Origin of the sequence: uncultured Sulfitobacter sp. (genome assembly GCF_947497275.1) — a bacterium.
GTDB lineage: Bacteria > Pseudomonadota > Alphaproteobacteria > Rhodobacterales > Rhodobacteraceae > Sulfitobacter.
In genome coordinates, this window is record NZ_CANMFS010000004.1 from 68,996 (window position 1) to 95,392 (window position 26,397).

26 protein-coding genes are annotated in these 26,397 nt (G+C 60.7%); 7 read left to right on the forward strand and 19 right to left on the reverse strand.

Features of this window, described 5'->3' with window-relative positions:
* Positions 1 to 49: 49 nt before the first annotated feature.
* On the reverse strand, positions 50 to 697 hold the full coding sequence (locus tag Q1A06_RS09680; RefSeq protein WP_299562284.1) for an RluA family pseudouridine synthase: 648 nt from the start codon (positions 695 to 697) through the stop codon (positions 50 to 52).
* 80 nt (positions 698 to 777) lie between these two features.
* Here Q1A06_RS09680 and Q1A06_RS09685 point away from each other — a divergent pair, with 80 nt between their 5' ends.
* Positions 778 to 1,188 (forward strand): nuclear transport factor 2 family protein, encoded by a 411-nt coding sequence (locus Q1A06_RS09685; RefSeq protein WP_299562287.1) that lies wholly within the window; start codon positions 778 to 780, stop codon positions 1,186 to 1,188.
* Here Q1A06_RS09685 and rarD read toward each other — a convergent pair.
* The 9 genes from rarD to Q1A06_RS09730 all read right to left on the reverse strand — a co-directional run bounded on the left by rarD (position 1,180) and on the right by Q1A06_RS09730 (position 11,374).
* Positions 1,180 to 2,100 carry an EamA family transporter RarD gene (rarD, locus tag Q1A06_RS09690; protein WP_299562290.1) on the reverse strand — a complete coding sequence of 307 codons (921 nt, stop codon included), beginning with the start codon at positions 2,098 to 2,100 and terminating at the stop codon, positions 1,180 to 1,182. The two genes, Q1A06_RS09685 and rarD, sit on opposite strands and share 9 nt — an antisense overlap.
* A 69-nt stretch (positions 2,101 to 2,169) precedes the next feature.
* The gene (locus tag Q1A06_RS09695) at positions 2,170 to 4,614 is read right to left on the reverse strand and encodes an FAD-dependent oxidoreductase (protein ID WP_299562293.1); all 2,445 of its coding nucleotides are present in this window, start codon (positions 4,612 to 4,614) and stop codon (positions 2,170 to 2,172) included.
* A gap of 11 nt (positions 4,615 to 4,625) precedes the next feature.
* Entirely contained in the window at positions 4,626 to 5,528 is a 903-nt protein-coding gene (locus tag Q1A06_RS09700; protein WP_299562297.1) for a homocysteine S-methyltransferase family protein, read from the reverse strand.
* Entirely contained in the window at positions 5,525 to 7,972 is a 2,448-nt protein-coding gene (locus Q1A06_RS09705; RefSeq protein ID WP_299562300.1) for an FAD-dependent oxidoreductase, read from the reverse strand. Before Q1A06_RS09705 ends, Q1A06_RS09700 begins: the two co-directional genes overlap by 4 nt.
* A complete protein-coding gene (locus tag Q1A06_RS09710) occupies positions 7,969 to 8,349 on the reverse strand; it encodes a GFA family protein (protein WP_299562303.1) in 381 nt (126 codons plus the stop codon). Before Q1A06_RS09710 ends, Q1A06_RS09705 begins: the two co-directional genes overlap by 4 nt.
* Before the next feature lie 2 nt (positions 8,350 to 8,351).
* Positions 8,352 to 8,972, reverse strand: a complete 621-nt coding sequence (locus tag Q1A06_RS09715) for a LysE family transporter (RefSeq protein WP_299562306.1) — start codon at positions 8,970 to 8,972, stop codon at positions 8,352 to 8,354.
* Between the two features lie 12 nt (positions 8,973 to 8,984).
* The gene (locus Q1A06_RS09720) at positions 8,985 to 9,557 is read right to left on the reverse strand and encodes an XRE family transcriptional regulator (RefSeq protein WP_299563270.1); all 573 of its coding nucleotides are present in this window, start codon (positions 9,555 to 9,557) and stop codon (positions 8,985 to 8,987) included.
* An 87-nt stretch (positions 9,558 to 9,644) separates the two neighbouring features.
* A complete protein-coding gene (locus Q1A06_RS09725) occupies positions 9,645 to 10,103 on the reverse strand; it encodes a GAF domain-containing protein (RefSeq protein ID WP_299562309.1) in 459 nt (152 codons plus the stop codon).
* Positions 10,104 to 10,201: 98 nt separating this feature from the next.
* Positions 10,202 to 11,374: an acetyl-CoA C-acyltransferase gene (locus tag Q1A06_RS09730; RefSeq protein WP_299562312.1), complete on the reverse strand. Its 1,173-nt coding sequence runs from the start codon at positions 11,372 to 11,374 to the stop codon at positions 10,202 to 10,204.
* An 85-nt stretch (positions 11,375 to 11,459) separates the two neighbouring features.
* Between Q1A06_RS09730 and Q1A06_RS09735 the strand changes: the two genes are divergently transcribed.
* The 3 genes from Q1A06_RS09735 (at position 11,460) to Q1A06_RS09745 (ending at position 14,093) form a co-directional block, all read left to right on the forward strand.
* Positions 11,460 to 11,798 carry an STAS domain-containing protein gene (locus Q1A06_RS09735; RefSeq protein WP_299562315.1) on the forward strand — a complete coding sequence of 113 codons (339 nt, stop codon included), beginning with the start codon at positions 11,460 to 11,462 and terminating at the stop codon, positions 11,796 to 11,798.
* 24 nt (positions 11,799 to 11,822) lie between these two features.
* Positions 11,823 to 12,272, forward strand: coding sequence for an ATP-binding protein (locus tag Q1A06_RS09740; RefSeq protein ID WP_299562318.1), 450 nt, complete (start codon positions 11,823 to 11,825; stop codon positions 12,270 to 12,272).
* Positions 12,273 to 12,515: 243 nt separating this feature from the next.
* Positions 12,516 to 14,093: a gamma-glutamyltransferase family protein gene (locus Q1A06_RS09745; RefSeq protein WP_299562321.1), complete on the forward strand. Its 1,578-nt coding sequence runs from the start codon at positions 12,516 to 12,518 to the stop codon at positions 14,091 to 14,093.
* Positions 14,094 to 14,138: 45 nt separating this feature from the next.
* Here the strand turns inward: Q1A06_RS09745 and hspQ are convergent, their stop codons facing one another.
* Positions 14,139 to 14,465, reverse strand: coding sequence for a heat shock protein HspQ (hspQ, locus tag Q1A06_RS09750; RefSeq protein WP_299562324.1), 327 nt, complete (start codon positions 14,463 to 14,465; stop codon positions 14,139 to 14,141).
* A gap of 84 nt (positions 14,466 to 14,549) precedes the next feature.
* Here hspQ and Q1A06_RS09755 point away from each other — a divergent pair, with 84 nt between their 5' ends.
* Together Q1A06_RS09755 and Q1A06_RS09760 are read left to right on the forward strand one after the other, a co-directional pair.
* Entirely contained in the window at positions 14,550 to 15,431 is an 882-nt protein-coding gene (locus Q1A06_RS09755) for an AEC family transporter (protein WP_299562327.1), read from the forward strand.
* Between the two features lie 78 nt (positions 15,432 to 15,509).
* Entirely contained in the window at positions 15,510 to 16,094 is a 585-nt protein-coding gene (locus Q1A06_RS09760; protein ID WP_299562330.1) for a lytic transglycosylase, read from the forward strand.
* Between the two features lie 39 nt (positions 16,095 to 16,133).
* On the opposite strand, the gene Q1A06_RS09765 is transcribed toward Q1A06_RS09760, so the two are convergent.
* The 5 genes from Q1A06_RS09765 to Q1A06_RS09785 all read right to left on the reverse strand — a co-directional run bounded on the left by Q1A06_RS09765 (position 16,134) and on the right by Q1A06_RS09785 (position 23,255).
* Complete coding sequence (locus tag Q1A06_RS09765) at positions 16,134 to 16,736, reverse strand: outer membrane lipoprotein carrier protein LolA (protein WP_299562333.1); 603 nt, start codon at positions 16,734 to 16,736, stop codon at positions 16,134 to 16,136.
* 89 nt (positions 16,737 to 16,825) lie between these two features.
* Positions 16,826 to 17,410, reverse strand: coding sequence for an exopolysaccharide biosynthesis protein (locus Q1A06_RS09770; RefSeq protein WP_299562336.1), 585 nt, complete (start codon positions 17,408 to 17,410; stop codon positions 16,826 to 16,828).
* A gap of 149 nt (positions 17,411 to 17,559) precedes the next feature.
* Positions 17,560 to 20,595 (reverse strand): DNA translocase FtsK 4TM domain-containing protein, encoded by a 3,036-nt coding sequence (locus Q1A06_RS09775; protein ID WP_299562339.1) that lies wholly within the window; start codon positions 20,593 to 20,595, stop codon positions 17,560 to 17,562.
* Positions 20,596 to 20,610: 15 nt separating this feature from the next.
* Positions 20,611 to 21,798: an aminotransferase class I/II-fold pyridoxal phosphate-dependent enzyme gene (locus Q1A06_RS09780; RefSeq protein ID WP_299562342.1), complete on the reverse strand. Its 1,188-nt coding sequence runs from the start codon at positions 21,796 to 21,798 to the stop codon at positions 20,611 to 20,613.
* Positions 21,799 to 21,926: 128 nt separating this feature from the next.
* The gene (locus Q1A06_RS09785; RefSeq protein WP_299562345.1) at positions 21,927 to 23,255 is read right to left on the reverse strand and encodes an amidase family protein; all 1,329 of its coding nucleotides are present in this window, start codon (positions 23,253 to 23,255) and stop codon (positions 21,927 to 21,929) included.
* 86 nt (positions 23,256 to 23,341) lie between these two features.
* Here Q1A06_RS09785 and Q1A06_RS09790 point away from each other — a divergent pair, with 86 nt between their 5' ends.
* Positions 23,342 to 24,568: an FAD-dependent monooxygenase gene (locus Q1A06_RS09790; protein ID WP_299562347.1), complete on the forward strand. Its 1,227-nt coding sequence runs from the start codon at positions 23,342 to 23,344 to the stop codon at positions 24,566 to 24,568.
* Here Q1A06_RS09790 and Q1A06_RS09795 read toward each other — a convergent pair whose 3' ends face one another.
* Genes Q1A06_RS09795 through Q1A06_RS09805 form a run of 3 tightly spaced genes read right to left on the reverse strand, consistent with a single transcriptional unit; the run spans position 24,569 to position 26,339 of the window.
* The gene (locus tag Q1A06_RS09795; RefSeq protein ID WP_299562350.1) at positions 24,569 to 24,754 is read right to left on the reverse strand and encodes a Trm112 family protein; all 186 of its coding nucleotides are present in this window, start codon (positions 24,752 to 24,754) and stop codon (positions 24,569 to 24,571) included. It lies immediately after the preceding gene.
* Complete coding sequence (locus tag Q1A06_RS09800; RefSeq protein WP_299562353.1) at positions 24,751 to 25,395, reverse strand: LON peptidase substrate-binding domain-containing protein; 645 nt, start codon at positions 25,393 to 25,395, stop codon at positions 24,751 to 24,753. Before Q1A06_RS09800 ends, Q1A06_RS09795 begins: the two co-directional genes overlap by 4 nt.
* A gap of 26 nt (positions 25,396 to 25,421) precedes the next feature.
* Complete coding sequence (locus tag Q1A06_RS09805; RefSeq protein WP_299562356.1) at positions 25,422 to 26,339, reverse strand: tetratricopeptide repeat protein; 918 nt, start codon at positions 26,337 to 26,339, stop codon at positions 25,422 to 25,424.
* Positions 26,340 to 26,397 lie beyond the last annotated feature (58 nt).

A 26,397-nucleotide genomic window follows, 5' to 3' on the forward strand; every position in this document is an offset into this window, starting at 1 on the left:
TAACGGGGGGCTGCTTTGGGGCGGCCCCCTTTTTCATGCGCAGGCGGTCTCAGAACGGTGCGGCACTGCGCACCTTGGTCGAACGGCCGCCTTCGGGGTGATTGAAACGCAACTCTTCGGAATGCAGCATGAGGCGCGGAAATTCGCGCGCCGGACCGGTGGCGTAGAAAGGATCACCCAAGATCGGGTGGCCGAGACTCAGCATATGGACCCGCAATTGGTGGCTGCGCCCGGTGTGAGGGGTCAGGCGAACGCGCGCAGTATCGCCTTCGTTCTTGATCACCCGCCAATCGGTTTGCGCCGGTTTGCCCGTCTTTTGACATACCATCTGCAACGGGCGGTTCGGCCAATCCACGATAAGGGGCAGATCGACGATGCCGGTCTTCGCCGCCGGCACACCCCAGACACGCGCCACATATGTCTTCTTGGTCATGCGTTTTTCGAACTGTAGGCCCAGGTGCCGTTGCGCGTAGGGCGTGAGCGCGAAGATCATCACGCCGGATGTGTCCCGGTCCAGCCGGTGCACCAACAGCGCGTCGGGGAACGCGGCCTGCACCCGCGCCAGCAGACAATCGGCCAGATGGGGCCCCTTGCCGGGGACCGACAGCAAACCGGCGGGCTTGTCCACCAGCAGAACCTGCGTGTCTTCGTGCAGGATCACCAGAGGGTCCTGCGGCGGCGTATACGTTGCGTCCATGCGCGTCTCAGTCCCATTTGTACGGTAGGTTTTCAACCCATCCTGTGACACGCTTGGCAAACAGCAGGAGGAGAGCGCGCATGCATCCGACAATACAGAAATTTCACGATTCCGTTCTGGCCAATGAGCACGACAGCGTTGGCGCGCTGATGGCAGAGAATATACGCTTTCAGCCGCCGACCTATTGGGCCACTTGGAACGGGCGCGATGCCGTCGCGGCGGTTCTTGGTCATGTGAACGAGGTTTTTACCGACTTCGAGTATCGGCGCGTGATGGGCGAGGGTCGCGATTGGGCGCTTGAGTTTCAGTGCAAGGTGGACGGGCTGGACTGTGTCGGCGTCGATCTGATGACGCTGGACGATGACGGGCTGATCGCTGCGATGGAAGTGGTGATGCGCCCATACAAAACCATCGGCGCGCTGCGCGCCGCGATGAATGAACGCGTCGCCAAGGACCCGTCATTCCTCAAGCATAAGAGCGCGCTAAGCTAGGCGGGCCGTGCGCATCTGCCGGACCATCGACGTGGTATAGATCACCAGCGCCAACCAGATCAGCGGGAACGCGATCATGCGGGCGCGGCCGAACGGCTCGCCGAATATGAACACGGCGGTGAGAAAAATCATCGTCGGCGCAATGTACTGCAACACGCCGATCGTCGAGAGCCGCAACAGCTTGGCCCCGTTGGCGTAGAACAACAGCGGCACCGCAGTAACGATCCCGCACCCGACCAAAAGCCATGTATCGCGCGCGCTTCCGACTGCGAAATGCGCACCACCAACCGTCGCAAGGTAAGCGGTATAGCCCAGCGCAGGCAGAAGAAGGATCAACACTTCCAGCAGGAAGCCCTGGTTAGGGCCGATGGGCAGGCTTTTCTTGGCAAGCGCATAAAAGCCCCAGCTGAGCATCAGGCCAAAGGCCGCCCACGGCGTTCTATCGGTATCGAACACAAGCACAAGAACAGCCACGCCCGCGATGCCCACAGCGATCATTTGCGCGCGGCTCAAACGCTCGCCCAACAGCACAGCAGCCAGAAATACGCTGAACAGCGGGTTGATGTAGTATCCTATGGCGGCATCCAGCGCGTGCCCCGATGCGATGGCATACACGTAGATACCCCAATTGACCGATATCAGCGCGGCCGTGACGCAGCCCATGATCATCATGCGCGGGTTGCGCAGTGCGTCGCGCAGATCCTGTGTCCGCTTGAGCGATATAAGCACCAGCGCCGCCACCGGCACCGACCAGATGATCCGGTGTGCCACTACTTCGGCAGCGGGTATGTGGCTCAACATTTTCATGTAAAGCGGCAGGAACCCCCACATGAAATAGGCGCCTGTCGCAAAGAAAAGCCCACGCGGCGTGTCCTGATCCTGTGTCGGCAGAGTCGTGTTGGGATTGCGCATGTCGAAAGCTCCTGTCGCGCTCAGGCCTAGGCCAAGTTTGGGCGTTCCGAAAGCACTAGATTGTACCCGTTACACCTTCACCCGCTCGGAGGTCGGATCGTACATCGGCTTCAATGACGCCTCGGCCCTGACGCGCGTTCCCATCACATCGATCTCGTAGGACGAGCCCAACACGTCCCTTGCAACCTCGCCTCGGCAGGGGACATAGCCCAGCCCGATCGCAGCGCCCAGATGGTGCCCGTAGGCACCCGATGACAGGTATCCGACGATCTCCCCGTCGCGGACGATTGGCTCGTTGTGATAAAGCAACGGCGCGGGGTCGGTCAGCCGGAACTGAACCATCCGTGCGTTCAGTCCCGCCTCTTTCTTGCGGAGCACCGCATCGCGTCCGATAAAGCCGGGTTTCGCCGTCTTCACGGCGAACCCAAGACCCGCCTCAAGGACGTGATCCTCGGATGTAATGTCATGCCCGAAATGGCGAAAACCCTTTTCGATCCGGCAACTGTCCATCATGTGCATCCCGCACAGCTTCAGATCAAAGTCTTCTCCGGCCTTCGCAAGCACCTCGAACACATGGGCGCACTGGTCGGCGCTGATATAGATCTCCCATCCCAGCTCGCCGACATAAGACACGCGGTGCACACGCGCGTGTCCCATGCCGATGTCTATTTCCTGCGCCGTACCAAAGGGATTGACCGCGTTCGAGAAATTGGCGGGCGACACCGCCTGCATCAGGTCCCGCGCACGCGGCCCCATCACGGCAAGCACCCCTTCGCCCGCCGTCACATCCGTAATAACGACGTTGAAATCGCCCGCATGGCGGCGCATCCATGTCTCATCCGCCCACCGCGTCGCGGCCGGCGTCACCACCAGATAGGCCTGTTCTGACAGGCGGGTCACGGTCACGTCCGCCTCGATCCCGCCGCGCATGTTGAGAAACTGGGTATAGACAATCTTGCCCACCGGGACCGAAAAATCACCGCCGCCCACATAGTTGAGAAACCGCTCTGAATCGCGTCCTTCGACCCGGATCTTGCCAAAAGACGACATATCGTACATGCCCACGTTCTGCCGTACGGCCCTGTGTTCATCTGCGACGTTGTCAAAGAAGTTTTGCCGCTGCCAGGAATAGACGTAGTCCGGTTTTTGGCCGTCACGGGCAAACCAGTTAGCGCGCTCCCACCCCGCGATTTCCCCCATCACGGCGCCCCGTTCCAACAAATGCCGGTGAAACGGGGTGCGCCTGATACCGCGCGCCGTGGCTTTCTGCCGGAACGGGAAGTGATCGGCATAGAGCAGTCCAAGCGTCTCTTTCGATCGTTCGAAGAGAAAGGTTTTGTTGCCCTGAAACGGCTGCATTCGGCTGATGTCCACATCCCCCAGATCAAAGGGCTTCTGCCCCTCGTCCATCCACTGCGCCAGGGCCATGCCCGCGCCACCAGCCGACTGGATGCCGATGGAGTTGAACCCTGCCGCGACCCAGACGTTGTCCATCTCGGGCGCGAGGCCAAGGTGGTAGGCGTCATCGGGCGTGAAGGATTCCGGGCCGTTGAAAAATGTGTGGATGCCCGCCTTCTCCAGCATCGGCATCCGCGCGACGGCGGCTTCGAGGATCGGTTCGAAATGATCGAAATCCTCCGGCAACTGGTCAAACTCAAAGTCTTTCGGGATTCCGTTCATTGCCCAGGGTTTTGCCAGTGGCTCGAACGCGCCGAGCAACATCTTGCCCGCATCCTCCTTGTAATAAGCGCATTCATCGGGCACCCGCAGCACCGGCATCTGTGTCAGGCCGGGAATGGCCTCCGAGACGATGTAGAAATGCTCACACGCGTGGAGTGGCACGTTGACGCCCGCCATACGGCCCACCTCGTGCCCCCACATGCCCGCGCAGTTCACGATCATGTCGGCGGCGATATGGCCGCTTTCTTCCCCTTGCGCCCAGTCGAGGCCGGTCACTTTGCGTCCCGTTCGGGAAATGCCGGTCACACAGGTCCGCTCAATGATCTGCGCGCCGCCCTGGCGCGCGCCCTTGGCCAACGCAAGCGCGATGTTCGCCGGGTCGCCCTGCCCGTCCTTCTCAAGATAGACACCACCAGTCACCCCTTCGATGTTGAGATTCGCGTAGCGGTCTTTGACCTCGGCCGGAGATATCTCTTCGATGTCCACGCCGAATGCGCGCGCCATGGCGGCCTGCCGGAATATCTCCTCGCGCCGCTCATCCGTCAGCGCGACGGTGATCGACCCGCAGCGTTTGAACCCGGTCGCGACGCCGGTTTCCCCCTCGAGCCGGCCATATAGCTCTTGTGAATACTTAGCGAGCTTCGTCATGTTCGCAGTGGCGCGCAGCTGTGCGATCAGGCCTGCCGCATGCCATGTGGTGCCTGACGTCAGCTGTTTCCGCTCAAGCAGCACGACGTCTTTCCATCCCAGATGTGTCAGGTGGTAGGCGACCGAGCTGCCGATGACGCCGCCCCCGATGATGACAACGCGGGCGTGGGAGGGGACATCAGCCATGGGTAGATTTCCTAGACAACGGTGTGGCCCCCAGCCCGCAGGCGGCGGTCAATTTCAGCGATGTGGGCGGGTCCTACTTCGCAGCAGCCGCCGACAATCGTGGCACCGGCGCCAATCCACGCCATTACATGATCCGCATAGGCCCCGGGCGTGAGATCATCTCGCGCGGTAAGCGCATCGACGGTCGGCGCATCCTGTTTGAACGCTTCAGTGATCATGGTGAACCCATTGGCATAGGCACCGAACGGCACACCGCACTCGGCCAGCACGGGCAGGCCTTGGCCAATCGCTTCGGGGGAAGAGCAGTTGAGCAGGACCGCCTCCGGCCTGTAATGCGCAATCATCGGCAAAACAACGTCAAGCGGTTCGCCCGAGCGCAGTTTCGTACCGTCCGCGTCGTCAACCGAAAACGCGATCCAGAGCGGTTTGTCCGCCCCCGATTTGAGAACGCCCTGAAAGACGCCTTCGGCCTCCTGAATTGAACAGACCGTCTCTGCGATCAAAAGGTCGACCTTCGGGCCCATCAGGGAGATCTTTTCCGCAAACCCTTCCGCAGCTTCTTCCACGTCGGGCATCAGGTCAGGCCGGTAGCTGGCGAAGAAAGGTCCCAGCGCACCGGCGACGCGACCCGTTCCGTGGCGATCGCGCGCATTGGCAGCCAGTTTTATCGCCGTGCGGATCAACTCAGCCTGTTTGGCTTCCAGCCCGGCGCGCACCAGTCGGCTCTTGTGAACCGCATAGGTATTCGCAGTCGCAACCGTCGCTCCGGCGTTGAAATAATCCGCATGAAGCTGTTCCACCAGTTCAGGGCGCTCCATCATCACTTGCGTCGACCATAGACTGGTCGCCGGGCCACCGCCGCGGTGCACAAGTTCCTGCCCGATGGAACCGTCGAGGAGTGTAATTTCTGTCATGCTTTCAATCTTTCGTTGCGCGGATCCCAAAGAGGTTGATCCGCCTGGACCGTGGCCTTGCACATACGGCCGAAGATATTGATTTCCAACTCGGTTCCCGGCGCGGCCAGATCTTCACGCACACAACCCAGCGCGATGGACGCGTCGATACGGTACCCCCAATCGCCGCTTGTTGTCTCACCCACGACCACGCCGTCATGATAGACTGTGGACATATAAGGGGCGTCCTGAGCGCCCGCATCGACGATCATGGTGACAAAACGTTTCTCCGCGCCTTTGGCTTTCTGATCGGCGAGGGCTGCCTTGCCCGGAAAATCCTGTGCCTTGTCGAGCTTGACCCAACGATCAAGACCCGCCTCGAACATGGTGTAATCGGTCGACAGATCGCCCTTCCACGCCCGGTATCCCTTTTCGATCCGCATGGAGTTAAGCGCGTACATGCCAAAAGGCGTCGCACCCGCGCTTAATACGGCGTCGAATAGCCTAGGAATGTCGGCAATCGCGGCGTGGATTTCCCACCCAAGCTCGCCGGCGAAGGACACCCGTGCCAAGGCGCAGTCGATACCTGCTACGCTGGCAGGTTGGATGGTCAGCCATGGGGCAGCCAGATCCGCCTCTGTCCCGATGCTTTCGAACAGCGTACGGGCGTGCGGGCCGGTCACGATAAACGTCGAATACCCATCGGTGTGGTCTTCGAGGCTGATACCGTCCGGCAAGTCTGCGTTCAGCACGTCAAAGTCATGCCATTGCGCAACGGCGGCGGTGATCAGCGTAAAAAAATTCTCGTCATGGCGCATAATCGACATTTCGGTCAATACACGGCCACGATCATCGGGGAAATAGCCGAGCGTCATGCGCCCGACTTTCGGCAAACCCCCGGCGACCTTGCCGCGCAGGAATTCAGCCGCACCGACACCGGATAGGTTGAAGCGCGAGAAGCCGGGCAAGTCGAGAACGCCGACACCATCGCGCACGGCTTGCACCTCCTCCCGAACGCGCGCGGACCACGGGCCGTTTCGGTCCCATGTCTGCGTCGCGGCTTCGGAGGTGTCGTCGCCGCTTTGCGCGAACCAGTTTGCCCGCTCCCAGCCGTTGTAGGCCCCCATCTGGGCACCCAACTCGCACAGCTTGTCGTGCACCGGAGACAGCTTTTTGTTTCGCCCGGCGGGCCATGCGTGATGCGGGAAATGCATCGCGTATTCGTGACCATACGTCTCCACCGCCTTGCTCAGGCAGTAGTCTTGATCGGCGTAACCGGTAAAGCGGCGCGGGTCGACGGCCCACATATCCAACTCGGTCCGGCCATGCATGATCCATTCAGACAGCACCTTTCCCGCGCCGCCGCCCTGCGCGATCCCGAAAGTGAAACTATGCCCCTCGAACGCGTTCTTCACACCGGGCATGGGGCCGATCATCGGCAATCCGTCCGGCGCGTACGGGATCGGGCCGTTGATATTCCGCCCCACACCTGCGGTTCCCAAAATCGGCACCCGCGCCATCGCATCCTCAATGTAGAATTCCAGCCGTTCCAGATCGTCGGGATACAGTTGAAAGGAGAAATCCTCGGGCATCGGATCATCGGGGGTGATCCAATGCGCGCGACAGTTGCGCTCGTACGGGCCGAGGTTGAGGCCATGCTTGTCTTGCCGCAAATAATAGCTGATGTCGACATCGCGCACGATCGGGAGCTTGTGCCCGACCTGCCTGGTCCACGTCTCCAACTCCGCAATCGGCTCGGTCAGGAAATACTGATGCGACATGACCACCATCGGAACCGTCCGCCCGCCGAAGGGTTTGAACATCTCGCCCACGCGCTGCGCATAGTATCCCGCGCAGTTGACAACGTATTCGCAGCGGATCGTCCCCTTGGGCGTTGTGATGATCCATTCGTCCCCCTCACGGGCAACACCTGTCGCGGGGCAGAAGCGCTCAATCCGCGCGCCGGCATCCCGCGCGCCCTTGGCCAGTGCCTGCGTCAGTTGTGCCGGGTCGATGTCACCGTCCAGCGGATCCCACAGGCCCCCCTCAAGGTCGTGAGTTTTCAGAAAGGGATGTGCCTCCTGCAGCTCCGCATGTGTCATCAGTTTCATGTCGAGCCCTTGATACGCACCCATCGACGCAACCCGCTCGAACTCCATCATCCGCTCGCGCGAATGGGCCAGCCGCAGGGAGCCGGTGACATGGTAGTTCATGGGATAATCGACATCGTCGGCAAGCGTGCGGTACATCTCCAGTCCGTAACGCTGCATGTTCATAACGGCCCATGAGCTTGAAAAGTTAGGACAATTGCCTGCTGCATGCCAAGTGGAGCCTGCCGTCAGCTCGTTCTTTTCCAGCAAGACGCAATCGGTCCAGCCCGCCCTAGCCAGATGGTAAAGCGCGGAAGTCCCGACGACGCCGCCGCCGATGATGACCACACGGGCGGTAGATGGAAAATCGCTCATGTTTCTAGCTCCTCTTGCGGCACGTTATCCGTGATGTCGTAGTAATCGCCCTTCTCGGCTGTGAAGATATGCCGCTTTAGCCGCAGGCCCGTGGGACCGTCTACCGCGCCCAACGCGACACCGGTGTCGGGGTCGTCCAACCCCTTCCAGAACAGGAACGCGCCGCATGTCGGACAAAACCCGCGCTTCGCCGTGTTGCTGGCGGCGTACCAGGTCGGGGTGCCGGTGATCGTAAGGGCGTCGTCCATGACTTGCACCGAGGCCCAATGATGGCCCGATTGCTTGCGGCATTGGGTGCAATGGCACGCCGCCGGATCGCGCGACATTCCGTCAACTGTGAAGGTAATCGCTCCGCACAAACAAGAACCGTTCAACATTTCTATCCCCTTTGCGGCACAGACGCGGCGCCCAGCAGAACGCCGTAAATGACAAAGCACAGCCCCATGAGGCGGCGCATCCAGACGTTGAACACCGCGCCCAAGGCCGCACGGCCAAGCCCCGCGCCGAGGGCCGTGAAACCGGTATAGCTGAGGGCAGTGAGTGTCAGGGCCGTCGGTACGATGACCGTCATCTGGCCCCAGATCGGGATACCGGGTTGCACGAATTGCGAAAATGCGGCGAGGTAGCCAGCGACGCTTTTGGGGTTGATGGTCGCGATGGCGAATGCGCGAATGTACACCGAAGACGCCGGTCGCTGGTTCAGACTTACGGGCCTTGCGGCCATGATCCAGCCTCGTACGCCGAGGTAGATCAGAAACCCCGCGCCCAAAATCCTGGCGACCGTGAAAGCAAGCGGAGAGGTGGCGATCAGCGCGGTGATGCCCAGTGCCGACAGCATCAGGAAAAGCGTCGCCTGCGTGAGGATCGCCAATACGCCCACCAACGCGCTCCGAAAACCAAGTCGCATCCCGTTGTTGATGCAGTTTACCGCGTTCGGTCCGGGAGTGGTGACGAACACCAACCAGAAAAGCGCGAAAACGGTCCATGCTTCGAAATTCATGCACACACGCTCCTAATACACCGGTGGGGCGATGACCCAGATCGCCACGGCCGGATCCGGTGCCGGATTGGCCCAGCGGAAGGGTTCGCCACGGATTCGAAAGCTGTCGCCGGGTGCAAGGCTGTGGCTGATCCCTGCAATTTCGATTTCAAGTCTTCCAGACACAAGATAGCCGACCTCTTGCGTTGGACGTATGACCAGATCCTTGATGCGGCTGTGCGGCAAGAAGGTCGAATGCACCATTTCGAAGTCGTCCGTCAGATCAGGGGACAACAACTCTTCGACCAGACCCGCAGCCGATGATCCGATCGGCCTGCGTGCGTCGGCCCGCACGACAAATCCCGCCTCTGCTGCCGGTGCAGCCGCGTGCCGGAACAGGATCGAAACCGGCACATCCAGACATGACGCAATTTGGCGCAGGTCGGTGATGGACGGTTCCGATTTGTCGCGCTCGACCTGGCTCAACCAACCGACAGAGCGGCTCAACCTTTGAGCCATGGTCGCAAGCGTCACGCCCCGCGCCTTGCGTATTGCGCGCAAATCAGCGCCCAGCGTGTGCGGCGTATCGGGGGTGGCATGCTGCATTGTCATTGACCGATCTGCTGATTCGAAGGCCCCACCGGGGCTGAGCTTCGCAGTAATGCTGGTCGAGCGTGGTGAAAAAATCCAGAGTTATTTCACGGTCAGGAAAACTTCTTCCAGGATCTTTGCCAGCTCATGCGCGTCCTCTTGTGTAAACGCGTCCGCCTTATTGCTGTCGATGTCGAACACGCCCAATAGCTGCCCGCCTGCACCGAACACCGGCAGCACCAGTTCAGACCGTGTCGTGCTGGCGCAGGCGATATGACCATCAAATGTCTCAACATCCGGCACCAGCTGAACCTGTCTCGTTCGCGCGGCCTTGCCGCAGACCCCGCGCGAAAACGGGATGACCAAACAGCCGTGTCCCCCTTGATACGGACCGATCTTGAGCATCTCGGGTCCTGTAACCCGATAGAATCCGGTCCAGTCAAAGCGATCGTCACTGTGATGCACTTCGCAGACAACGGTGGCCATCAGAGCGACAGCATCGCGTTCGCCTTCCGTGAGAGAACGCAGCGTCCGGGCAAGTGTAGGATATTCGACTGGCATGATTGTTCTGTTATCCAGGTCATTCACCGGCCGCTTGGCGGTCGGGGCAGGAAATAACTGAACCGAAGTGTCCAGCTTCGGTTCAGGATGTCGGAGATTCAGACCCGCTCGATCGCGATGGCCGTGCCTTCGCCGCCGCCGATACAAATCGCGGCAATACCACGCTTGAGTCCCCGTTTTTCCAAGGCGTTCAAGAGCGTGACCATGATCCGCGCACCAGATGCGCCGATGGGATGGCCCAGCGCGCAGGCGCCGCCGTTCACATTGACGATGTCATGGCTCAGACCCATCTCGTGCATGAAGGCCAGCGGAACGACCGCAAATGCTTCGTTCACTTCCCACAAATCCACGTCTTCCTTCGCCCAGCCGATCCGGTCGAGCAGTTTTTGCGCCGCCGGCACGGGTGCCGTCGTGAACAACCCCGGGGCCTGCGCATGGGTGGCATGCCCCACGATACGCGCGCGCACGGTCAGCCCCTGCGTCTTTGCCGCCTCCTCCGATGCCAGCACCAGCGCTGCGGCTCCGTCCGAGATCGACGATGAATTCGCCGCCGTGACGGTACCCCCTTCGCGAAAGGCGGGCTTGAGTTGTGGGATCTTGTCCGGCCGGGCTGTCTGGGGCTGTTCGTCGGCGTTCACGGTCACGGACCCTTTGCGCGATTTGACGTCCACCGGCGCGATTTCGTCTTCGAATGCACCGCTGGATTGTGCGTTCAGCGCACGGGTGAGCGAGGCGATCGCGTAGTCGTCCTGACGCTCGCGGGTGAATTGATAGGTTTCGGCGCAATCCTCGGCAAAAGTCCCCATCAGGCGCCCCTTGTCATAGGCGTCTTCCAGACCGTCAAGGAACATGTGGTCAACCACTTGCGCATGGCCCAAACGCGCGCCACCGCGCATTTTCGGCAGGACGTACGGCGCGTTCGTCATTGATTCCATGCCGCCCGCGACCATGACGTCCGTGTGTCCCAAGGCGATCTGATCGAACGCCACCATAGCAGCCTTCATCCCCGATCCGCACATCTTGTTCAGGGTGGTCGCCGGGACGTCCTCTCCAAGACCGGCGGCAAAGCCTGCTTGTCTCGCTGGCGCCTGCCCCTGCCCCGCGGGCAGAACACAGCCCATCAAGACTTCCTGCACCTGCGCCGGACCGGCACCGTCGAGTGCGGCGCGAATCGCCGCGCCGCCCAATGTCGCCGCCGTGACGGAGTCGAAAGCGCCCTGAAAGCCGCCCATCGGCGTCCGGGCCGCACCTGCTATCACCACTTTGCGCATCTCGGTATTCTCCTTGTGATCCTTACACCATCTTAGGCTTTTACCCCTAGCAAGGAGGCGCACGCAATCTTTGCAGGAGAGAAGGATGGACCTTACCAGTTCGAACAACGAGAACATTCTGGTGATCACGGTTCAGGAACAGCGGATCGACGCCGCCGTCGCGTTGGCTTTCAAGGACCGGATGCGCGAACTTACAGAAGGTCCTGCGCGCACTGTTGTCCTCGATCTCGATCACGTTTCGTTCATCGATTCGAGTGGCCTTGGCGCGATTGTCGCGGCGATGAAAAACCTCGCGCCCGATAGAACGCTGGTTCTGGCGGGGCTTACCGGAACGGTTGACAAGGTGTTTCGTCTGACACGCATGGATACAGTTTTCGGTCTCTATGGCTCCGTCGACGACGCGCTCAAAGCCCTGCGCGGGTGAACGCGCAGGCGGGAGGGCGCGGTGATGACTGAACAGGTGGAGTCCGGCTCGTTCGACGTGCGCATTGGAGGCGCGACACTTGCTGTCCGGGATGCCTTGCGTGAAGTCCTGAGCAATCTGCAACCGCTCGCGCTGAGCGCGGACGAAGCGGGAACTGTCGAACTGGTGCTGGCCGAGGCGCTCAATAATATTGTCGAGCATGCTTTCGATGCCGACGAAAAACCCGGAGAAATCCGGATCCGGTGCTGGCGGCGCCGGGACGGTCTTCACTTTGCGATCATCGACGACGGGCTGGCGATGCCGGAAAACAAGGCCCCCGCCAGTTGTGCGCCCTGCGTGGACGTTGAGGTCACAGCCCTACCGGAGGGCGGATTTGGCTGGTTCATGATCCATACGCTTGCGAAAGACGTGCGTTATGCTCGTGTCGGAGAAACGAACCACCTGAATCTGCGCGTCTCCTCCTCTCATCGTTGATCCGCTGCACATTTATCGGCGCCGCAATTCCCTGAAAGAACCGCAGGTCCACCACAGTTTCGCCATGCGGCAGCAGCATACAAGTTCCTGTAGCTGCATATAGCTTCCCTCGGCGTCGCGTTTAATTGCCCCCACCCAGTACGCGGCGCCGGGGCACACTCCTCCCCGTTCAAGATAGATTGGCACCGAAGCAGCTTCGCAGTAGGTTGGCCGCAAATATCATCGACAGCGAGGCTTTTCCCAATGCGTGACTTCCAACTTCCCGGCCGTTCTCCCGTACTGTCCAGCAACGGTATGTGCGCCACATCGCATCCGCTTGGCGCCAAGGCAGCGATCGACGTGCTGGAACGTGGCGGAAACGCGATGGACGCGGCCATTGCGGGCGCGGTGCTCTTGGGGATCTGCGAACCGCAGATGACCGGGATCGGCGGGGATTGTTTCGTTTTGTGGTCCGATGGGGGCAGTGACAAGGTGCATGCGCTCAACGGGTCAGGCCGCGCGCCAGCTGCGTTGGACGCCGCGACATTGCGCGAAGCGGGCGAAAGCAACGTGCCGCTGTACGGCGCGCACGCCGTGACCGTCCCCGGCGCAATCGATGCGTTCTGCCACCTGTCCGAGAAAGTCGGCAAACTCGGTCTGGATGCGGTGCTTGCCCCCGCGATCAAATACGCCGACGAAGGCGTCCCCGTCGCCCCGCGAGTCGCATTCGACTGGGGCAAGGACGCAAAAGTGCTCAAAGGCGCTGCGCGCGACCACTACCTTGTGAACGGTAACGTCCCGAAGGCAGGAGAGATTTTCCGCGCCCCCGGTCAAGCCGAGGTGCTGCGCCGCGTGGCCAAGGACGGGCGCGACGCCTTTTATAAAGGCGAAGTCGCCGAAGACATCCTAGCAGCGCTCACGGCGGCGGGCGGAAAACACACTGCCGATGATCTTGCCGCTGCCGCCTGCACCGCGGCAGACCCGATTGCCGCGATGTACAAAGACCTCGAAGTCGTCGAGCATCCGCCGAACGGTCAGGGCGCCACTGCGCTGCTGATGCTCAACATCCTTGCACAGTTCGACATCGCCGGGATGGGCCCACACAGTGCGGAACGTGTCCACATCGAGGCCGAAGCGGCCAAGCTTGCCTATGACACGCGCAATCGCTTCATCTCGGATGAAGACTACATGACCCGTACCGCGCACATGCTTGATATGGAAACGGCTCGCAGGCTGGCCGCCCTGATTGACCCCAAGAAAGCCATGCAAAGCCCCGCAGACCTGTCAGAAGCGGTGCACAAGGACACCATCTACATCACCGTGGTAGACAGCGATGGAATGGCAGTATCGTTGATTTATTCGATCTTCCACGGGTTCGGCTCCGGTATAGCGTCGGAGAAGTTCGGCGTTCTGCTGCAGAACCGGGGGGCTGGTTTCACCCTCGAAGAGGGGCACCCGAACGAGCTTGGGGGTGGCAAGCGCCCGATGCACACAATCATTCCCGGCATGATTCGCCAAAACGGACGGGTACTGATGCCGTTCGGCGTAATGGGCGGTGCCTACCAGCCCTGCGGGCACGCAAGATTCGCCAGCAATCTCTCGGATTTCGGCATGGACCCGCAAACCGCCATCGACGCACCACGCGCGTTTTCAGACGGCGGCACATTGAACGTCGAACGGGGTTACAGCGATGATGTGCGTGCGGCCCTCTCGGACATGGGCCACAATGTGGCCATTCCCCAGACTGCCATTGGCGGCGCACAGGCGATCAAGATCCATGAGAGCGGCCTGCTTGAAGGTGCAAGCGATCCGCGCAAGGACGGGTGTGCCCTGGGCTATTGAAATCGCCAGCAGCGAGGCGGCAATCCATTGCCGCCCTCGCATCTCTCAGTTCAGTTGAAAATGAAGAGGGTAAGCGCCGTTTTCAAACGGACCAAAAAGGTCGGGAATGTCGGGATGATCCACCGGTTCCCCAGAGTAATCGGCCACGAGATTCTGCTCCGACACATAAGCTACGTAATAGCTTTGGTCATTTTCGGCGAGCAGATGATAGAACGGCTGATCCTTGATCGGGCGGCTGTCCTCGGGAATCGCTTCATACCACTCTTCGGTATTGGAAAATTCGGGATCGACATCGAAAATCACGCCCCGAAAAGGGTGCTTTTTATGACGGACAACCTGGCCCAGATGATATTTTGCGCGCGTTCTGATCATACCACTGCGCTCCCTACGCTTCGTTTGTACCCGGAACAAGGGCATTTTGTCCAATTTTTGCGCCTTACTTAAAGGAAACAGTCTGTGAACTTGACACTTACAGTTCTCGAAATCGTGGCACCGGTGTTTCTTCTGGCCGGTATCGGATTTGTTTGGGTCAAACTTGGTTTCGAATACAGAATAGCCTTTGTCACACAGCTTTCCATGACGTTTGCCGTGCCGTGCCTGATCTTCGTCTCCCTTATGCAAACACAGATCGACGCGACAGCACTTGCCGCCCTTTCCCTGGCCAGCATCGCGGCCTATGGCATCCTGTCGGTTGCTGTGGCGCTTCTCGTTTGGGGGGCGGGGTTGGATCGTCGGACCTATCTCGCGCCGCTCATTTTCGGTAATACGGGAAATGTGGGCCTGCCGCTCGCGCTGTTCGCTTTCGGTGAATCGGGATTGAGCTATGCAGTGATCGTATTTGCGATCATGGCCATCTGGTCGTTTACATTCGGCATCTGGCTTGTCGCGGGCACCGGGTCGCTGGGAAAGGTCGTGCGCGAACCGCTGGTCTGGGCCAGTGTTCTGGGCGGCATATTCTTGTGGCAGGAATGGCAGACGCCGCAATTTCTGACGAATGCACTGTCGCTGATTGGGCAGATGGCGATACCCTTGATGCTGATCACACTTGGCGTCGCGGTCGCGCGGCTCAAACCCGGCGGCATCGGGCGGGCGGTGATCCTGTCGATGGTCAAGCTGTCGCTTTGCATAGCTGTCGCGTGGTGTGTTGCGCTCGTTTTCGATCTCGATCGCATCGCGTTTGGTGTCCTCGTTCTTCAGGTCGCGACGCCTGTTGCGGTGACGTCGTACCTGCTCGCAGAGAAATACGGTGCGGATGCGCAAGCGGTTGCCGGGCTTGTCGTGGTGTCCACTGTGATCTCCGTGGGCGCAATACCGCTGCTTTTGGCTGCAATTTTGTAGGATTTCCTCTGTGAGAACGGAGCGTTCTAGGTTATCATGTGTGAAAACACAAAAAACGACGATTGAGGCGAGAGGCAGATGAAAACACCCCTTCGCGCACTGATACTTGTACTTCTGCTCGCATCCTGCGGCGGATCGTACGGCAACGCGCCACGCGATCTGGACAATGCATGTACAATTCTCAGAGAGCGCCCCGCATACCACCGCGCCTTCAAGGCGACCGAACGCAAATGGGGTATCCCCATCCATGTCCAGATGGCGACAATCCATCAGGAGAGCAAGTTCGTCCCCGACGCGCGTACCCCGTTTCGTTATGTCCTTGGGGTGATTCCCATGGGCAGGCAGTCCAGTGCCTTTGGCTACAGTCAGGCCTTGGACGCGACGTGGGACGAATACGTCAAATCCGCAGGTCGGCGCAGTGCCAAGCGGGACAGGATCACGGACGCCACAGACTTCATGGGATGGTACATGAACATCAGCCGCGAGCGGAACGGCATTTCCCTTCGGGACGCGCGGAACCAGTATCTTGCCTATCATGAAGGGCACACCGGTTTTTCACGGGCCAGCTACAACGCCAAGCCATGGCTTGTTGGCGTCGCAGGCAAGGTTGAGGCGCGGTCATTCATGTACCGCGACCAGATTGCGGCCTGCCGCCTGAGATAAGCAACGAAGGGGCTGTTCGGCCCCTTCGTCATTTCGCTGTCAGCGGTTCACGGAACCGGGACTGCCCACATCGAACAGTTTGTTAGCAAGATTGCCCCCCACCTTCAGGTCGCCCAGTACAACGGTCGTTTGACCGCCGTTTCCGTCATTGATGATCCACTGGCGCAATTGCGGTTGCGGGCCGGTGAACTTCATCTGGATGTTTCCATACTGTGGATTGTCAGGATCTTGGGCAGTTACAGTTGTCGCCGTCCCGTCATAGGTGTGACCTGTAACCATTTTCGCCTGACCCAGGTTTACGTTCCGCGCCAGAATGATCGACAGCGGCGTGCGCGACAGCGGGTAGGTCTCAGGTGGCTCGTTCGACTTGGTGTCGTAGATAACAACGGTATTGCTTCCCGCTATAACCAGACCGCCATCGGGCGCGTTGTATTCGAACCTCACCCGTCCAGGCCGCTTGATATAGATCGTCCCGGTCGAGATCGTACCGTCACCGTTGATCTGCGTGAAAGCACCTGTGGCGGTGGTCAGCCCGTTGAGATAGCTGCTGATGCTGCTCAATGGCAACTTGTCCGCAAAAGATGCTCCCGCCGAGGCACAGGCGATGGCCACGCTGAGGGTTAACGTTTTCAAAAATCTCATCGGCGGTGTTCCTTGATTGTCTGCTCTGAATTTACACATAGGGGCAAGGGCAATGATATGCGATATCAGCCCGCGGGATTTTGCGCAGGTCAGATCACCCACCCCCACAAGGCGTAGAGTGCAGCCGCCGCGCACAGAAGTCCGAGCAGCATGACAACGCCATCGCGCACCGTCAGCGCCAGACCGAGCAGCGCGATTGCCGCCATCGGCACGATTGCGGCAAAGGGGATAAGCTCCGATGGGGGTACGAGCAGGCACAGACCAACAACCACAGCGGCGGCCACGGTATGCGCCGGTCCGGACACCAGCGCCGACAGCCGCGCGCCGGTGTGCGCATCAAGCCAATCGACCGGGCCCCGCATCTTGTCGACAGCGTTCTGTACGCGGTCATCGTCGACCTTGCGGTCGCGCAGAAACGACGGAAGCCAAAGCGTATCGCGTTGCAGCACGAGTTGGGTGGCGATCAATGCAACCAACAGTGCCATGAACGTCGGAACAAGGGGGATCCCCCCGAGCGGAGAGACAACCAGCAGCGCGAGAACAAAGATCAACGGTCCAAAACCGCGCCCTCCAAGGGCGTCAACAACATCGCCGACGCTGACGTCGTCTTCATCCGTCGCCAATGCGTCTAGTTTATCAAGAATTTCGCCCGCAGACGTAATGTCATCACTCATTACCGTCCCTCCTTTCGCGCACAACGGACGGCGTGGTGCAGTTGTTCCCGCAGAGCGCAAGGCAGGTTGTCATTACACAAGAAAAAACCGCCGGAATCTCTTCCGGCGGTCAGGTCTGGGTGCCGACAAGCGGAGGAACGGAGGTAAGCCTATCCTTGTTCCGGCACCAGAATTTCGCGTTTACCGACATGGTTCGCCGGAGAAACGAGACCCTCGTCCTCCATCTGTTCAACCAGTCGCGCGGCTTTGTTGTATCCGATAGCCAGCTTGCGCTGGATATAGGAGGTGGAACATTTTCGGTCCTTGATGACAACCTGAACGGCTGTATCGTACAGTGCATCCTCGCCATCGGTGTTGCCACCTGTGTTCAGGCCCAGCACCGCGTCGATGTCACCCTCCTTGTCGTCGGGTGGCCCTTCGACCACGCCGCTCACATAATCCGGTTCTCCGAATTGCTTGAGGTGGTTGACGATTTCCTCAACTTCCTCGTCGCTTACGAACGGGCCGTGGCAGCGTACGATTTTCGAGCCGCCCGCCATGTACAGCATGTCACCCATGCCCAGAAGCTGCTCCGCTCCCATCTCACCCAGAATGGTTCGGCTGTCGATCTTCGATGTGACCTGAAACGAAATGCGGGTCGGAAAGTTCGCCTTGATCGTGCCGGTGATCACGTCCACGGACGGGCGCTGTGTTGCCATGATCAGGTGGATACCGGACGCGCGCGCCATCTGCGCCAGACGCTGGATGCAGGCTTCGATCTCCTTGCCGGCGACCATCATCAGGTCCGCCATCTCATCGACGATGACCACAATATAGGGCAGCGCCACGGGTGTGTTCTCTTCCGTCTCGAAAATCGGCTCGCCGGTGTCTTCGTCGAAACCGGTCTGCACCGTGCGGCTGAACATTTCGCCTTTGGCCAACGCCTCGCGGACGCGGCCGTTGTAGCCTTCGATGTTGCGCACGCCCATCTTCGACATCTTGCGATAGCGATCTTCCATCTCGCCTACTGTCCATTTCAACGCAACAAGCGCCTTCTTGGGGTCCGTCACGACGGGAGACAGCAGATGCGGAATACCGTCATAGACGCTGAGTTCCAGCATCTTCGGGTCGATCATGATCATCCGGCACTCCTGCGGGCTCAGCTTGTACAGCAGGCTGAGGATCATGGTGTTGATCGCCACGGATTTACCCGAACCGGTCGTCCCCGCGATCAGCAGGTGAGGCATCTTGGCGAGGTTCGCCACAACAGGTTCACCACCGATGTCCTTGCCTAGGGCAAGCGGCAGGTTCTGGTTGCCATCGCCGAAGTCGCGGCTTGACAGGATTTCGCGCAAAACCACCTTTTCACGGTTCTCGTTCGGCAGTTCGATGCCGATGACCGACCGGCCCGGCACGGTCGAGACGCGCGCGGACAGCGCCGCCATCGAGCGCGCGATATCGTCGGCAAGGCCGATCACGCGAGATGCCTTGAGGCCGGGAGCGGGTTCGAGCTCGTACATGGTGACGACAGGACCGGGCCGGACGGCGACAATTTCGCCCTTCACGCCATAGTCGTCCAGAACCGTCTCCAGCATCCTCGCATTCTCTTCCAACGCCTCGTCGCTCAAATGCAGGCGCGCCACATTATCGGCGGATTCCAGCAGGCTCAGCGGCGGCAATTCAAACCCAGGATGAGAGTCGTCGAACGACAGCGCCGGTTGCGCTTCGGCCTTTGCCTGCTTGCTCTGCGGTACGGGCTTGCGCGCCAACGGCTGCACGACGCGTTTTGGTTCTGCCACGGGAATCGGCGGGGTAGTGACCGGCGCGGGAGACGCGCGCAGGGCCAGCGGCTCTTCGAGCACATCGGTGTCCTCGACCGGCTCGGCAAACAGGTTGACGTCGTCGGCACTGCCGTCTTCTGCGTCGTCGTACTCTGTGTTGTCATACTGCGCACCGTCGTATTGATCCGTCGGTGCCGCGTCCGCATGGACAGGCGCTGTTGTTTTCCGGGTCAGCGGCGGCTCAGCGGGCAAGCCGGCAGGTTCCGGCGCTTTTGACGTCAGCGGCGGCTCGGCGCGTGCGGTATTCAGAAGCAGCGGATCAGGGCCCCGGCCCCGACCTTTGGTCAATGGCGCGGTCGCGGCGACATGCACTGCGCGGGTGGTGCGCACGCGGTTCTTTATCACATCCGAGATTTTGGACTTGATGCGGTCTTGGTCCGGTTGCTCGTCATAGACACCGTCCTGCGCATGCTCGACCAGCTCCGGCTCCGGCAGGACATCGGAGCGTTTGATCAAACCGGGCATCCGGGCAAGCAATCCAACTTTCGGCTCGGCCTCGGGCACATCATATGCATCCTCCACCGGTTCGGCATACGCCGGTGCCGCGGGGATGTTCCGGGACGCAATCAGAGGCGCTTTGCGCGCGGGTGCTGCGACGGCAGGATCCTCGGGGTGCGCGTGGGCTGTTTGTGCCTGTGCAGCAACGCGGCGCTCCTCACGGCGCTGTGCCTGCTTGGCCTGCATCCCTTGGGCGGCGACAACGGCACCACTCGCACCGCGCCCCAAAAGGTTCATCAAACCGGCGTAGGCCACAATGGTTCCCACCATCAGGAAGCGGGCAAAGGTGGTCAGTTCAGATTTCGTGGACCCCAGAACGAAAGCCCCGAGCGCCAGTATTCCGATGCCCATCAGAAACGACATCAGTTTGACCGTAAACGTCGATCCGATCGGCAACACCGTCAGGATTACCCCCATCACGGTATCGCCAAAGAGACCGCCCAGCCCGAAGCTATGCGTTTGCAGCCATTGCGCGTCAGGCGTCAGCGTCGCGGCGTAGATCGAGCCGAGAGCCACAGCGATCGGCGCAAAGATCAGCCGCCCCATCGCGCGCTCCTGTCCCCGGTGCAGTGCGAAACGCACGCCCCAGACCAGCAGCACGATTGCAATACCCCAGGCACCCCAGCCCACGATCATGAACAACGGCGCGGCGAGAGATGCGCCCATCCGGCCAAGCAAGTTTTGCGCGGGTGCGTCCGTGGCCAGCATCCAGTTCGGGTCGTCCGGCGTATAGCTTCCGATCATCATCGTCGCCATTACACCCAGCACCACCAGTACCACGCCAAGCAGCTCCTTGCCGCGCTTTTCAATCGCCTCGGTCATTGTGCTGTCCAGCAGGGGATCGCGCCCGCGTGTCTGATATGCCATACCTCGTCCCTCGTCCTAAACCGCGTACAGACAGTCACGGATGGCACGCAAGCCCCGCTCTGTCTCTTCCTTGGAGGCCACGAGGGCCGCCCGTATGTATTTTTTGCCGGGATTTTCCTGTCCCGGCACGTCCTGCGCCAGATAGCTGCCCGGCAGCACCTTGACGCCGGCTTCCGTCCACAGCTTTACAGCGGCCGCTTCGTCATCCTCGACAGGCAGCCACAGAAAAAATCCGCCTTCGGGGCTGAAATACCCCGGCACATTGCCAAAGATCCGGTCCGCGATCTCAAACTTTTCGGCGTAAAGCGCGCGGTTCTCGACCACATGCGCCTCATCCGCCCAGACGGCGGCCGACGCGGCCTGCAACGGCAAGGCGAGAGGCGCGCCGGAGAAATTGCGAAGCTGTTTGATCTCGCGCATGGTTTCGGCGCCGCTTGCGACAAAGCCTGACCGCAACCCCGGCAGGTTCGAGCGTTTGCTCAGGCTGTGAAAGATCACGACCCGGTTGAGATCCGCGCCCATCTCGTGCGCGGCCTGAAGCGCGCCCACCGGCGGGGTGTCGCGGTAGATCTCGGAGTAGCATTCATCCGCGAAGATAAAGAAGTCGTGTTTTTCAGCCAGACGGATCAGGTTCTCCCAGTATGTGCGCGTGGCGACTGCCCCCTGTGGGTTGGCGGGGGAGCAAACATAAACCGCGACTGTTCGCGACAGCGTGTTCGCATCGACAGACCCGAAATCAGGCAGATAGCCGGTTTCGGCGGTGGCATTCACCATCACCGGATCGCAGGCCCCGGAAATTGCCGCGATCATGTACACGGGATAAAACGGATTCGGCAGCGCGATTGCGGGTTTCTGACCGTTCTTCGTCTCGGGGCACAGCGCGATCACTGCGTTGTACAACCCTTCGCGCGTGCCATTCAACGCCATGACCTGGGTGTCGGCATCCACCGGCACACCGTAACGCCGCGCGATCCAGTCGGCGATGGCACCGCGCAGTTCGGGTGTCCCGTCGTTGGGTGGATAGCTGTTAAAGCCAACGGCGTTCTGCGCGATCACATCGGTGACCCACGCCGGAAACACATGTTTCGGCTCGCCGATGGTCATCTGGATCAAGGGACCACCCCCTTCGTGCGCGTCCAGAAGGGCGCGCAGACGGGGCCACACATGAGCCGGAAGGTTCGAAAACCGCTCAGGATACTTCATTAAAACTGCCTCGGATCGGGATCGTTATCGCCCCGTTTGTGCGAAGGTAACGTAAACCCCTGCCCGTCGTCCAGAAAAACCCTGCTGGAAACCTGCGTTTGTGGCTTTTAGGTCCCGCGTGGGGATAGTCACCGCAACAGTTTTTCTGCCGCGGCCCCAAGCCGCAATAGCGCGCTGTCCTGATCGGGGGCGCCGATCATCATCAAGCCACAGCTGGGGGTGCCTGTCGGCAGCGTCAGGGCGCAAAGACCCAACAGATTTGCTATGCGCGTATTGCGCAGCGTCAGAAGGTTCTCGTTGATGTAGTAGTCGTGATCGCTTTTGAGACGCTCCAGCTTGGGAGGCAGGATTGGGGCTGTCGGTGCGAGCACGGCATCATAGCCTGCCGTCGCCCGATCATAGGCGACGCGGGCGGCTTCCAGCTTGGCCCAAGCGGCGACGTAATCCGGGCCGGAATGTTCCTGACCGAGGCGGAAGCGGGCCAGAATCTCGGAATACATCTTACTGGGATGCGCTTCGATCACATCGCGCCATAGCCCGTAAGCTTCTGATGTCAAAAGACAACCCGACACGTCGAGCGCATCAGTGACGGCGGGCACCTCGATCCGGTCGATTTGGGCGCCAGCGTCCGTCAACGCCGCGACGGAGTGTTCGAACGCGGCTTTCGGGGCGTCTCGCAGATCGTCCAGAAAGGCCGTCGTCACGATGGCAAAGCGACGGTCCTTCAACGTGGCACCGGACAGATCCGGCGCCTTGCCCCCCCCCAGGATCGCTGTCACCAACGCAGCATCTTCGACGGAGCGGCACAATGGTCCGACTGCGTCGAATTTCAGCGCAAGTGGGACGACCCCTTCGAGGCTGAGCCTTCCGTGGGTCGGCTTGAACCCAACGATATCGTTCCAGGCGGCAGGAATCCGAACAGACCCCCCGGTGTCGGAGCCGATACTTGCCGCCGCTAGGCCCCTCGCGACGGAAACGGCAGACCCCGACGATGACCCCCCCGACACTGCGTCGGGATCGTTGACGCACGGGGGTGTGGCGGTGGACGGATTGTACCCCAGACCCGAAAAAGCAAGCTCGCTCATGTGAACCTTGCCGAGGCACACCAACCCCATCGCCGTCGCGTTTTGCAGCACCAGCGCATCGCGGTCCGGCACACGCCCCTCCAACAGCTTCGACCCTGCCTCGGTCCCGACGCCCGCGGTATCGAACAGATCCTTCCAACTGACCGGCACACCGTCAAGCAGCGACAACCTCTGCCTCGCCTGTGCCCGTGCTGACGCAGCAGCGGCTTCGGCGCGCGCGCGGTCGGCGGTCACGCGGGCATAGATGCGATCCCGTAAGGGATGTGCCTCAATCGCATCGAGATACGCGTTGCACAGGGCCAGCGGATCGATCTCGCCCGCCGCGATTCCCCGGCCAAGGTCCGCCGCTGTCATGGTCAACCAGTCTTGCATCGTGCGTATCCCTTTTCATCTGACGGACCGACGGTAGCGGCGTCCGGGCGCATGGACAATCCCCGCCGCACCCCCATATTAGGCGCATGGATTATGACACAGATATCGCCATCGTCGGCGGCGGCCTGAACGGTCCCGCCCTTGCCATCGCTCTTGCAGGGGCTGGCCTGCACGTCACCGTAATCGATGCGCAACGGCGCGATGCGCGCGAGGTCCCCGATTTCGATGGCCGGTCGTACGCGCTGGCGCTGACCTCCGTCCGGATGCTGGACGGCATTGGCGTTTGGGAAAGCGTCGCGGCGCAGGCACAACCGATGCTTGAGATCAAAGTGACCGACGGGCGCGTCGGAGAAGGCCCATCCCCTTTCTTCATGCACTTCGATCATGCGGAAATCGAAGAGGGTCCGATGGGTCACATGATCGAAGACCGCTATCTGCGCCGCGCCATCATGGATAAGGCCGTGGGAACCGAAGGCATACAGCTGCTGGATGATCACGAAGTGACGGGACAAGCCACCGATTCGTGTGGAGTTACATTGACGCTCGCATCCGGGAAGCTGCTGCGTGCACGTCTCTGCGTTGGCGCGGACGGTCGCGGATCCGGCGTTGCCAGGCGCGCCGGAATCAAGCGAACCGGATGGACGTATGGCCAGACAGCCCTCGTCTGTGCTTTGCACCATGAACACCCGCACGACGGCGTCGCGCATCAGTTTTTTATGCCACCCGGGCCATTGGCCATTCTGCCGCTCACCGGCAATCGCAGCTCGATCGTGTGGTCCGAGACGGACGCGAACGCCGCGCGCATTCATGCGTTGCCCGACGACGCCTATCTCGACATCCTGCGCCCGCGCTTTGGTGATTTCCTGGGGGAAATTTCGCTTGCCGGTGCGCGCTATACCTACCCGCTCAGCCTGTCATTGGCACACAACATGGTCGCGGATCGGGTGGCTTTGGTCGGCGACAGCGCGCATGGCGTTCATCCGATCGCCGGTCAGGGCCTGAACGCAGGGTTCCGCGATATCGCGGCACTGTGCGAAGTCATCGTGGACGCGCAGCGACGGGGCGAAGACTTTGGTGGCGCTGTGTCGCTGGCGCGCTATCAGGAGTGGCGCAGGTTCGACAATACCGCGCTCGCCTTGGCCACAGACAGCTTTAACAGGCTGTTTTCAAACGACAACCCGCTCACCAGGATCGCGCGAGACATTGGCATGGGCGTGATCAACGCGCTTCCGGGATTGCGCCGTGGCTTTATTCGCGAAGCGGCAGGGCTGACCGGGGAACTGCCCCGCCTGATGCGCGGTGCACCGCTGTGATCACTCTATGACGCGGGCTTCGTCGATCAGCATGACGGGAATGCCGTTGCGGATCGGATAGGCAAGTGCCGCTGCCTTGGAGACAAGTTCCTGCCGCTGTGCGTCGTAGGTAAGCGTGGTGTGCGTACGCGGGCAGATCAACGCTTCCAGCATTCTGCGGTCAAATTCAACCTTGGTATCCGTCACTGCATCATATCTCCGTCAGCGCCGCCACGCAGTGCGTATTCGATCAACGTCACCAGCGTTTCGCGCCGGGTGCTGAGCGACGGTGCTTCGAGGAGCGCCTGTTTATCCTCGGAATCGAGGTCCAGCATCATCGACAGCGAGTTGATCAGCAGCTCGTCGTCCGCTTCCTTGAGCGTTTCCCAATCCGCCGACAAACCGCGCACATCGAAGTACCGCCCTAGCGTGTCAAGAAACGCGGCGCGGTTGAAATTTCCGTCCGTTTCGTCCGTACCCAGATCGCGCCCGAATCCGTCCCACGCAACTTCGCAGCGGCGGTAGGGGGTAAATCCTTCGATTTCCGCCGACACCCGGAACCGCGAAATCCCGGCAAGCGTGACCATATAGCGACCGTCCTCGGTTTCGGAGAACTGCGTGATCCGCCCGGCGCAACCGATGGTGTGCAACCCCGGCCCCTCACGGCCCGGAATGACATTCGGCTGAACCATGCCGATCAGGCGCGTAGAGGTTTTCAGGGTGTCCTCGATCATCTGAAGATACCGCGGCTCGAAGATGTGCAACGGCAATCTAGAACGCGGCAGCAACAGCGCCCCGCCCAGCGGAAAAATCGGGATCGTGTCGGGCAGGTCAGCTTGTTTTATCATAGGGGTCAGGTAGCGCGTCCGATCATTCAGGCAAATATCATCGAGCTCAATTTGCGGCGCCCATTCAACACCACGGGATCATTCGCTTTCAGCGCGTCGAAGATCATGAAAAGCTGTGTTTTTGCCGCACCGTCGTTCCATTCACGATCGCGGCGGAACAGTTCCAGCAGATGCGCGACAGCGCCCTCGGTATCGCCCGTCGCATAAAGCGCCTGCGCCAGATCGAAACGCGCCTGATGATCCTCCTCGGACGCTTCCACAGCCGCCAAAAGCTCAGCTACGGGTCCGGCATCCGCGGCCTGCCGCGCCAATTGCAGCTGGGCATGTGCCGCTTCAAGCTCGGGCGCTTTGGAAATCTCGATCGGCGCACCGTTAAGCAGCCCCTCGGCTTGGTCCAGATCACCGAGCGCGATGTGGGACCGCACCATGCCGCCGTAGGCCCCCGCGTGCATCGGATCCTCGCCAAGGATGGCGGCAAAGGTTTCTGCCGCATCCGCCGCTTCGCCGGCGGTCAGCATTTCCTCGGCAGCCTCGACGGCATCGTTCAGGGTATCGGTCGGTGCCTCGCCACCGGCGGCCTTGACGACACGGTCGACGAAGGCGGCAATCTCGGATTGCGGTACCGCGCCTTGGAACCCGTCGATCGGCTTGCCTTCGTAGAACGCATAGACCGTCGGGATCGACTGGATCTGCAGTTGACCGGCGATATTCTGCGCCTCGTCCACGTTGATCTTCACCATCTTGACCGCGCCCTTGGCGGCTACAACAGCGGCTTCCAGCTGTGGCCCCAACGTCTTGCACGGTCCGCACCACGGTGCCCAGAAATCCACGATAACGGGCGTCGTCTGAGACGCTTCGACGACATCTGCCATAAAGGTCGCCTCGGTCGTGTCCTTGATCAGGTTGGCGTCGGGGGCGGCAGCGGTAAGGTTCAAATCCATCATATCATCGGTCCTTGAATGCAAAGCGGTCGGGTTCTGTGTTCATATGTGGTCTCAAGCC

Bases quoted from the DNA above. Each gene is read 5' to 3' on its own strand.
- Q1A06_RS09680 (WP_299562284.1), bottom strand. From the start codon at position 697: ATGGACGCAACGTATACGCCGCCGCAGGACCCTCTGGTGATCCTGCAC.
- Q1A06_RS09685 (WP_299562287.1), top strand. From the start codon at position 778: ATGCATCCGACAATACAGAAATTTCACGATTCCGTTCTGGCCAATGAG.
- rarD (WP_299562290.1), bottom strand. From the start codon at position 2,100: ATGCGCAATCCCAACACGACTCTGCCGACACAGGATCAGGACACGCCG.
- Q1A06_RS09695 (WP_299562293.1), bottom strand. From the start codon at position 4,614: ATGGCTGATGTCCCCTCCCACGCCCGCGTTGTCATCATCGGGGGCGGC.
- Q1A06_RS09700 (WP_299562297.1), bottom strand. From the start codon at position 5,528: ATGACAGAAATTACACTCCTCGACGGTTCCATCGGGCAGGAACTTGTG.
- Q1A06_RS09705 (WP_299562300.1), bottom strand. From the start codon at position 7,972: ATGAGCGATTTTCCATCTACCGCCCGTGTGGTCATCATCGGCGGCGGC.
- Q1A06_RS09710 (WP_299562303.1), bottom strand. From the start codon at position 8,349: ATGTTGAACGGTTCTTGTTTGTGCGGAGCGATTACCTTCACAGTTGAC.
- Q1A06_RS09715 (WP_299562306.1), bottom strand. From the start codon at position 8,972: ATGAATTTCGAAGCATGGACCGTTTTCGCGCTTTTCTGGTTGGTGTTC.
- Q1A06_RS09720 (WP_299563270.1), bottom strand. From the start codon at position 9,557: ATGCAGCATGCCACCCCCGATACGCCGCACACGCTGGGCGCTGATTTG.
- Q1A06_RS09725 (WP_299562309.1), bottom strand. From the start codon at position 10,103: ATGCCAGTCGAATATCCTACACTTGCCCGGACGCTGCGTTCTCTCACG.
- Q1A06_RS09730 (WP_299562312.1), bottom strand. From the start codon at position 11,374: ATGCGCAAAGTGGTGATAGCAGGTGCGGCCCGGACGCCGATGGGCGGC.
- Q1A06_RS09735 (WP_299562315.1), top strand. From the start codon at position 11,460: ATGGACCTTACCAGTTCGAACAACGAGAACATTCTGGTGATCACGGTT.
- Q1A06_RS09740 (WP_299562318.1), top strand. From the start codon at position 11,823: ATGACTGAACAGGTGGAGTCCGGCTCGTTCGACGTGCGCATTGGAGGC.
- Q1A06_RS09745 (WP_299562321.1), top strand. From the start codon at position 12,516: ATGCGTGACTTCCAACTTCCCGGCCGTTCTCCCGTACTGTCCAGCAAC.
- hspQ (WP_299562324.1), bottom strand. From the start codon at position 14,465: ATGATCAGAACGCGCGCAAAATATCATCTGGGCCAGGTTGTCCGTCAT.
- Q1A06_RS09760 (WP_299562330.1), top strand. From the start codon at position 15,510: ATGAAAACACCCCTTCGCGCACTGATACTTGTACTTCTGCTCGCATCC.
- Q1A06_RS09765 (WP_299562333.1), bottom strand. From the start codon at position 16,736: ATGAGATTTTTGAAAACGTTAACCCTCAGCGTGGCCATCGCCTGTGCC.
- Q1A06_RS09770 (WP_299562336.1), bottom strand. From the start codon at position 17,410: ATGAGTGATGACATTACGTCTGCGGGCGAAATTCTTGATAAACTAGAC.
- Q1A06_RS09775 (WP_299562339.1), bottom strand. From the start codon at position 20,595: ATGGCATATCAGACACGCGGGCGCGATCCCCTGCTGGACAGCACAATG.
- Q1A06_RS09780 (WP_299562342.1), bottom strand. From the start codon at position 21,798: ATGAAGTATCCTGAGCGGTTTTCGAACCTTCCGGCTCATGTGTGGCCC.
- Q1A06_RS09785 (WP_299562345.1), bottom strand. From the start codon at position 23,255: ATGCAAGACTGGTTGACCATGACAGCGGCGGACCTTGGCCGGGGAATC.
- Q1A06_RS09790 (WP_299562347.1), top strand. From the start codon at position 23,342: ATGGATTATGACACAGATATCGCCATCGTCGGCGGCGGCCTGAACGGT.
- Q1A06_RS09800 (WP_299562353.1), bottom strand. From the start codon at position 25,395: ATGATAAAACAAGCTGACCTGCCCGACACGATCCCGATTTTTCCGCTG.
- Q1A06_RS09805 (WP_299562356.1), bottom strand. From the start codon at position 26,339: ATGATGGATTTGAACCTTACCGCTGCCGCCCCCGACGCCAACCTGATC.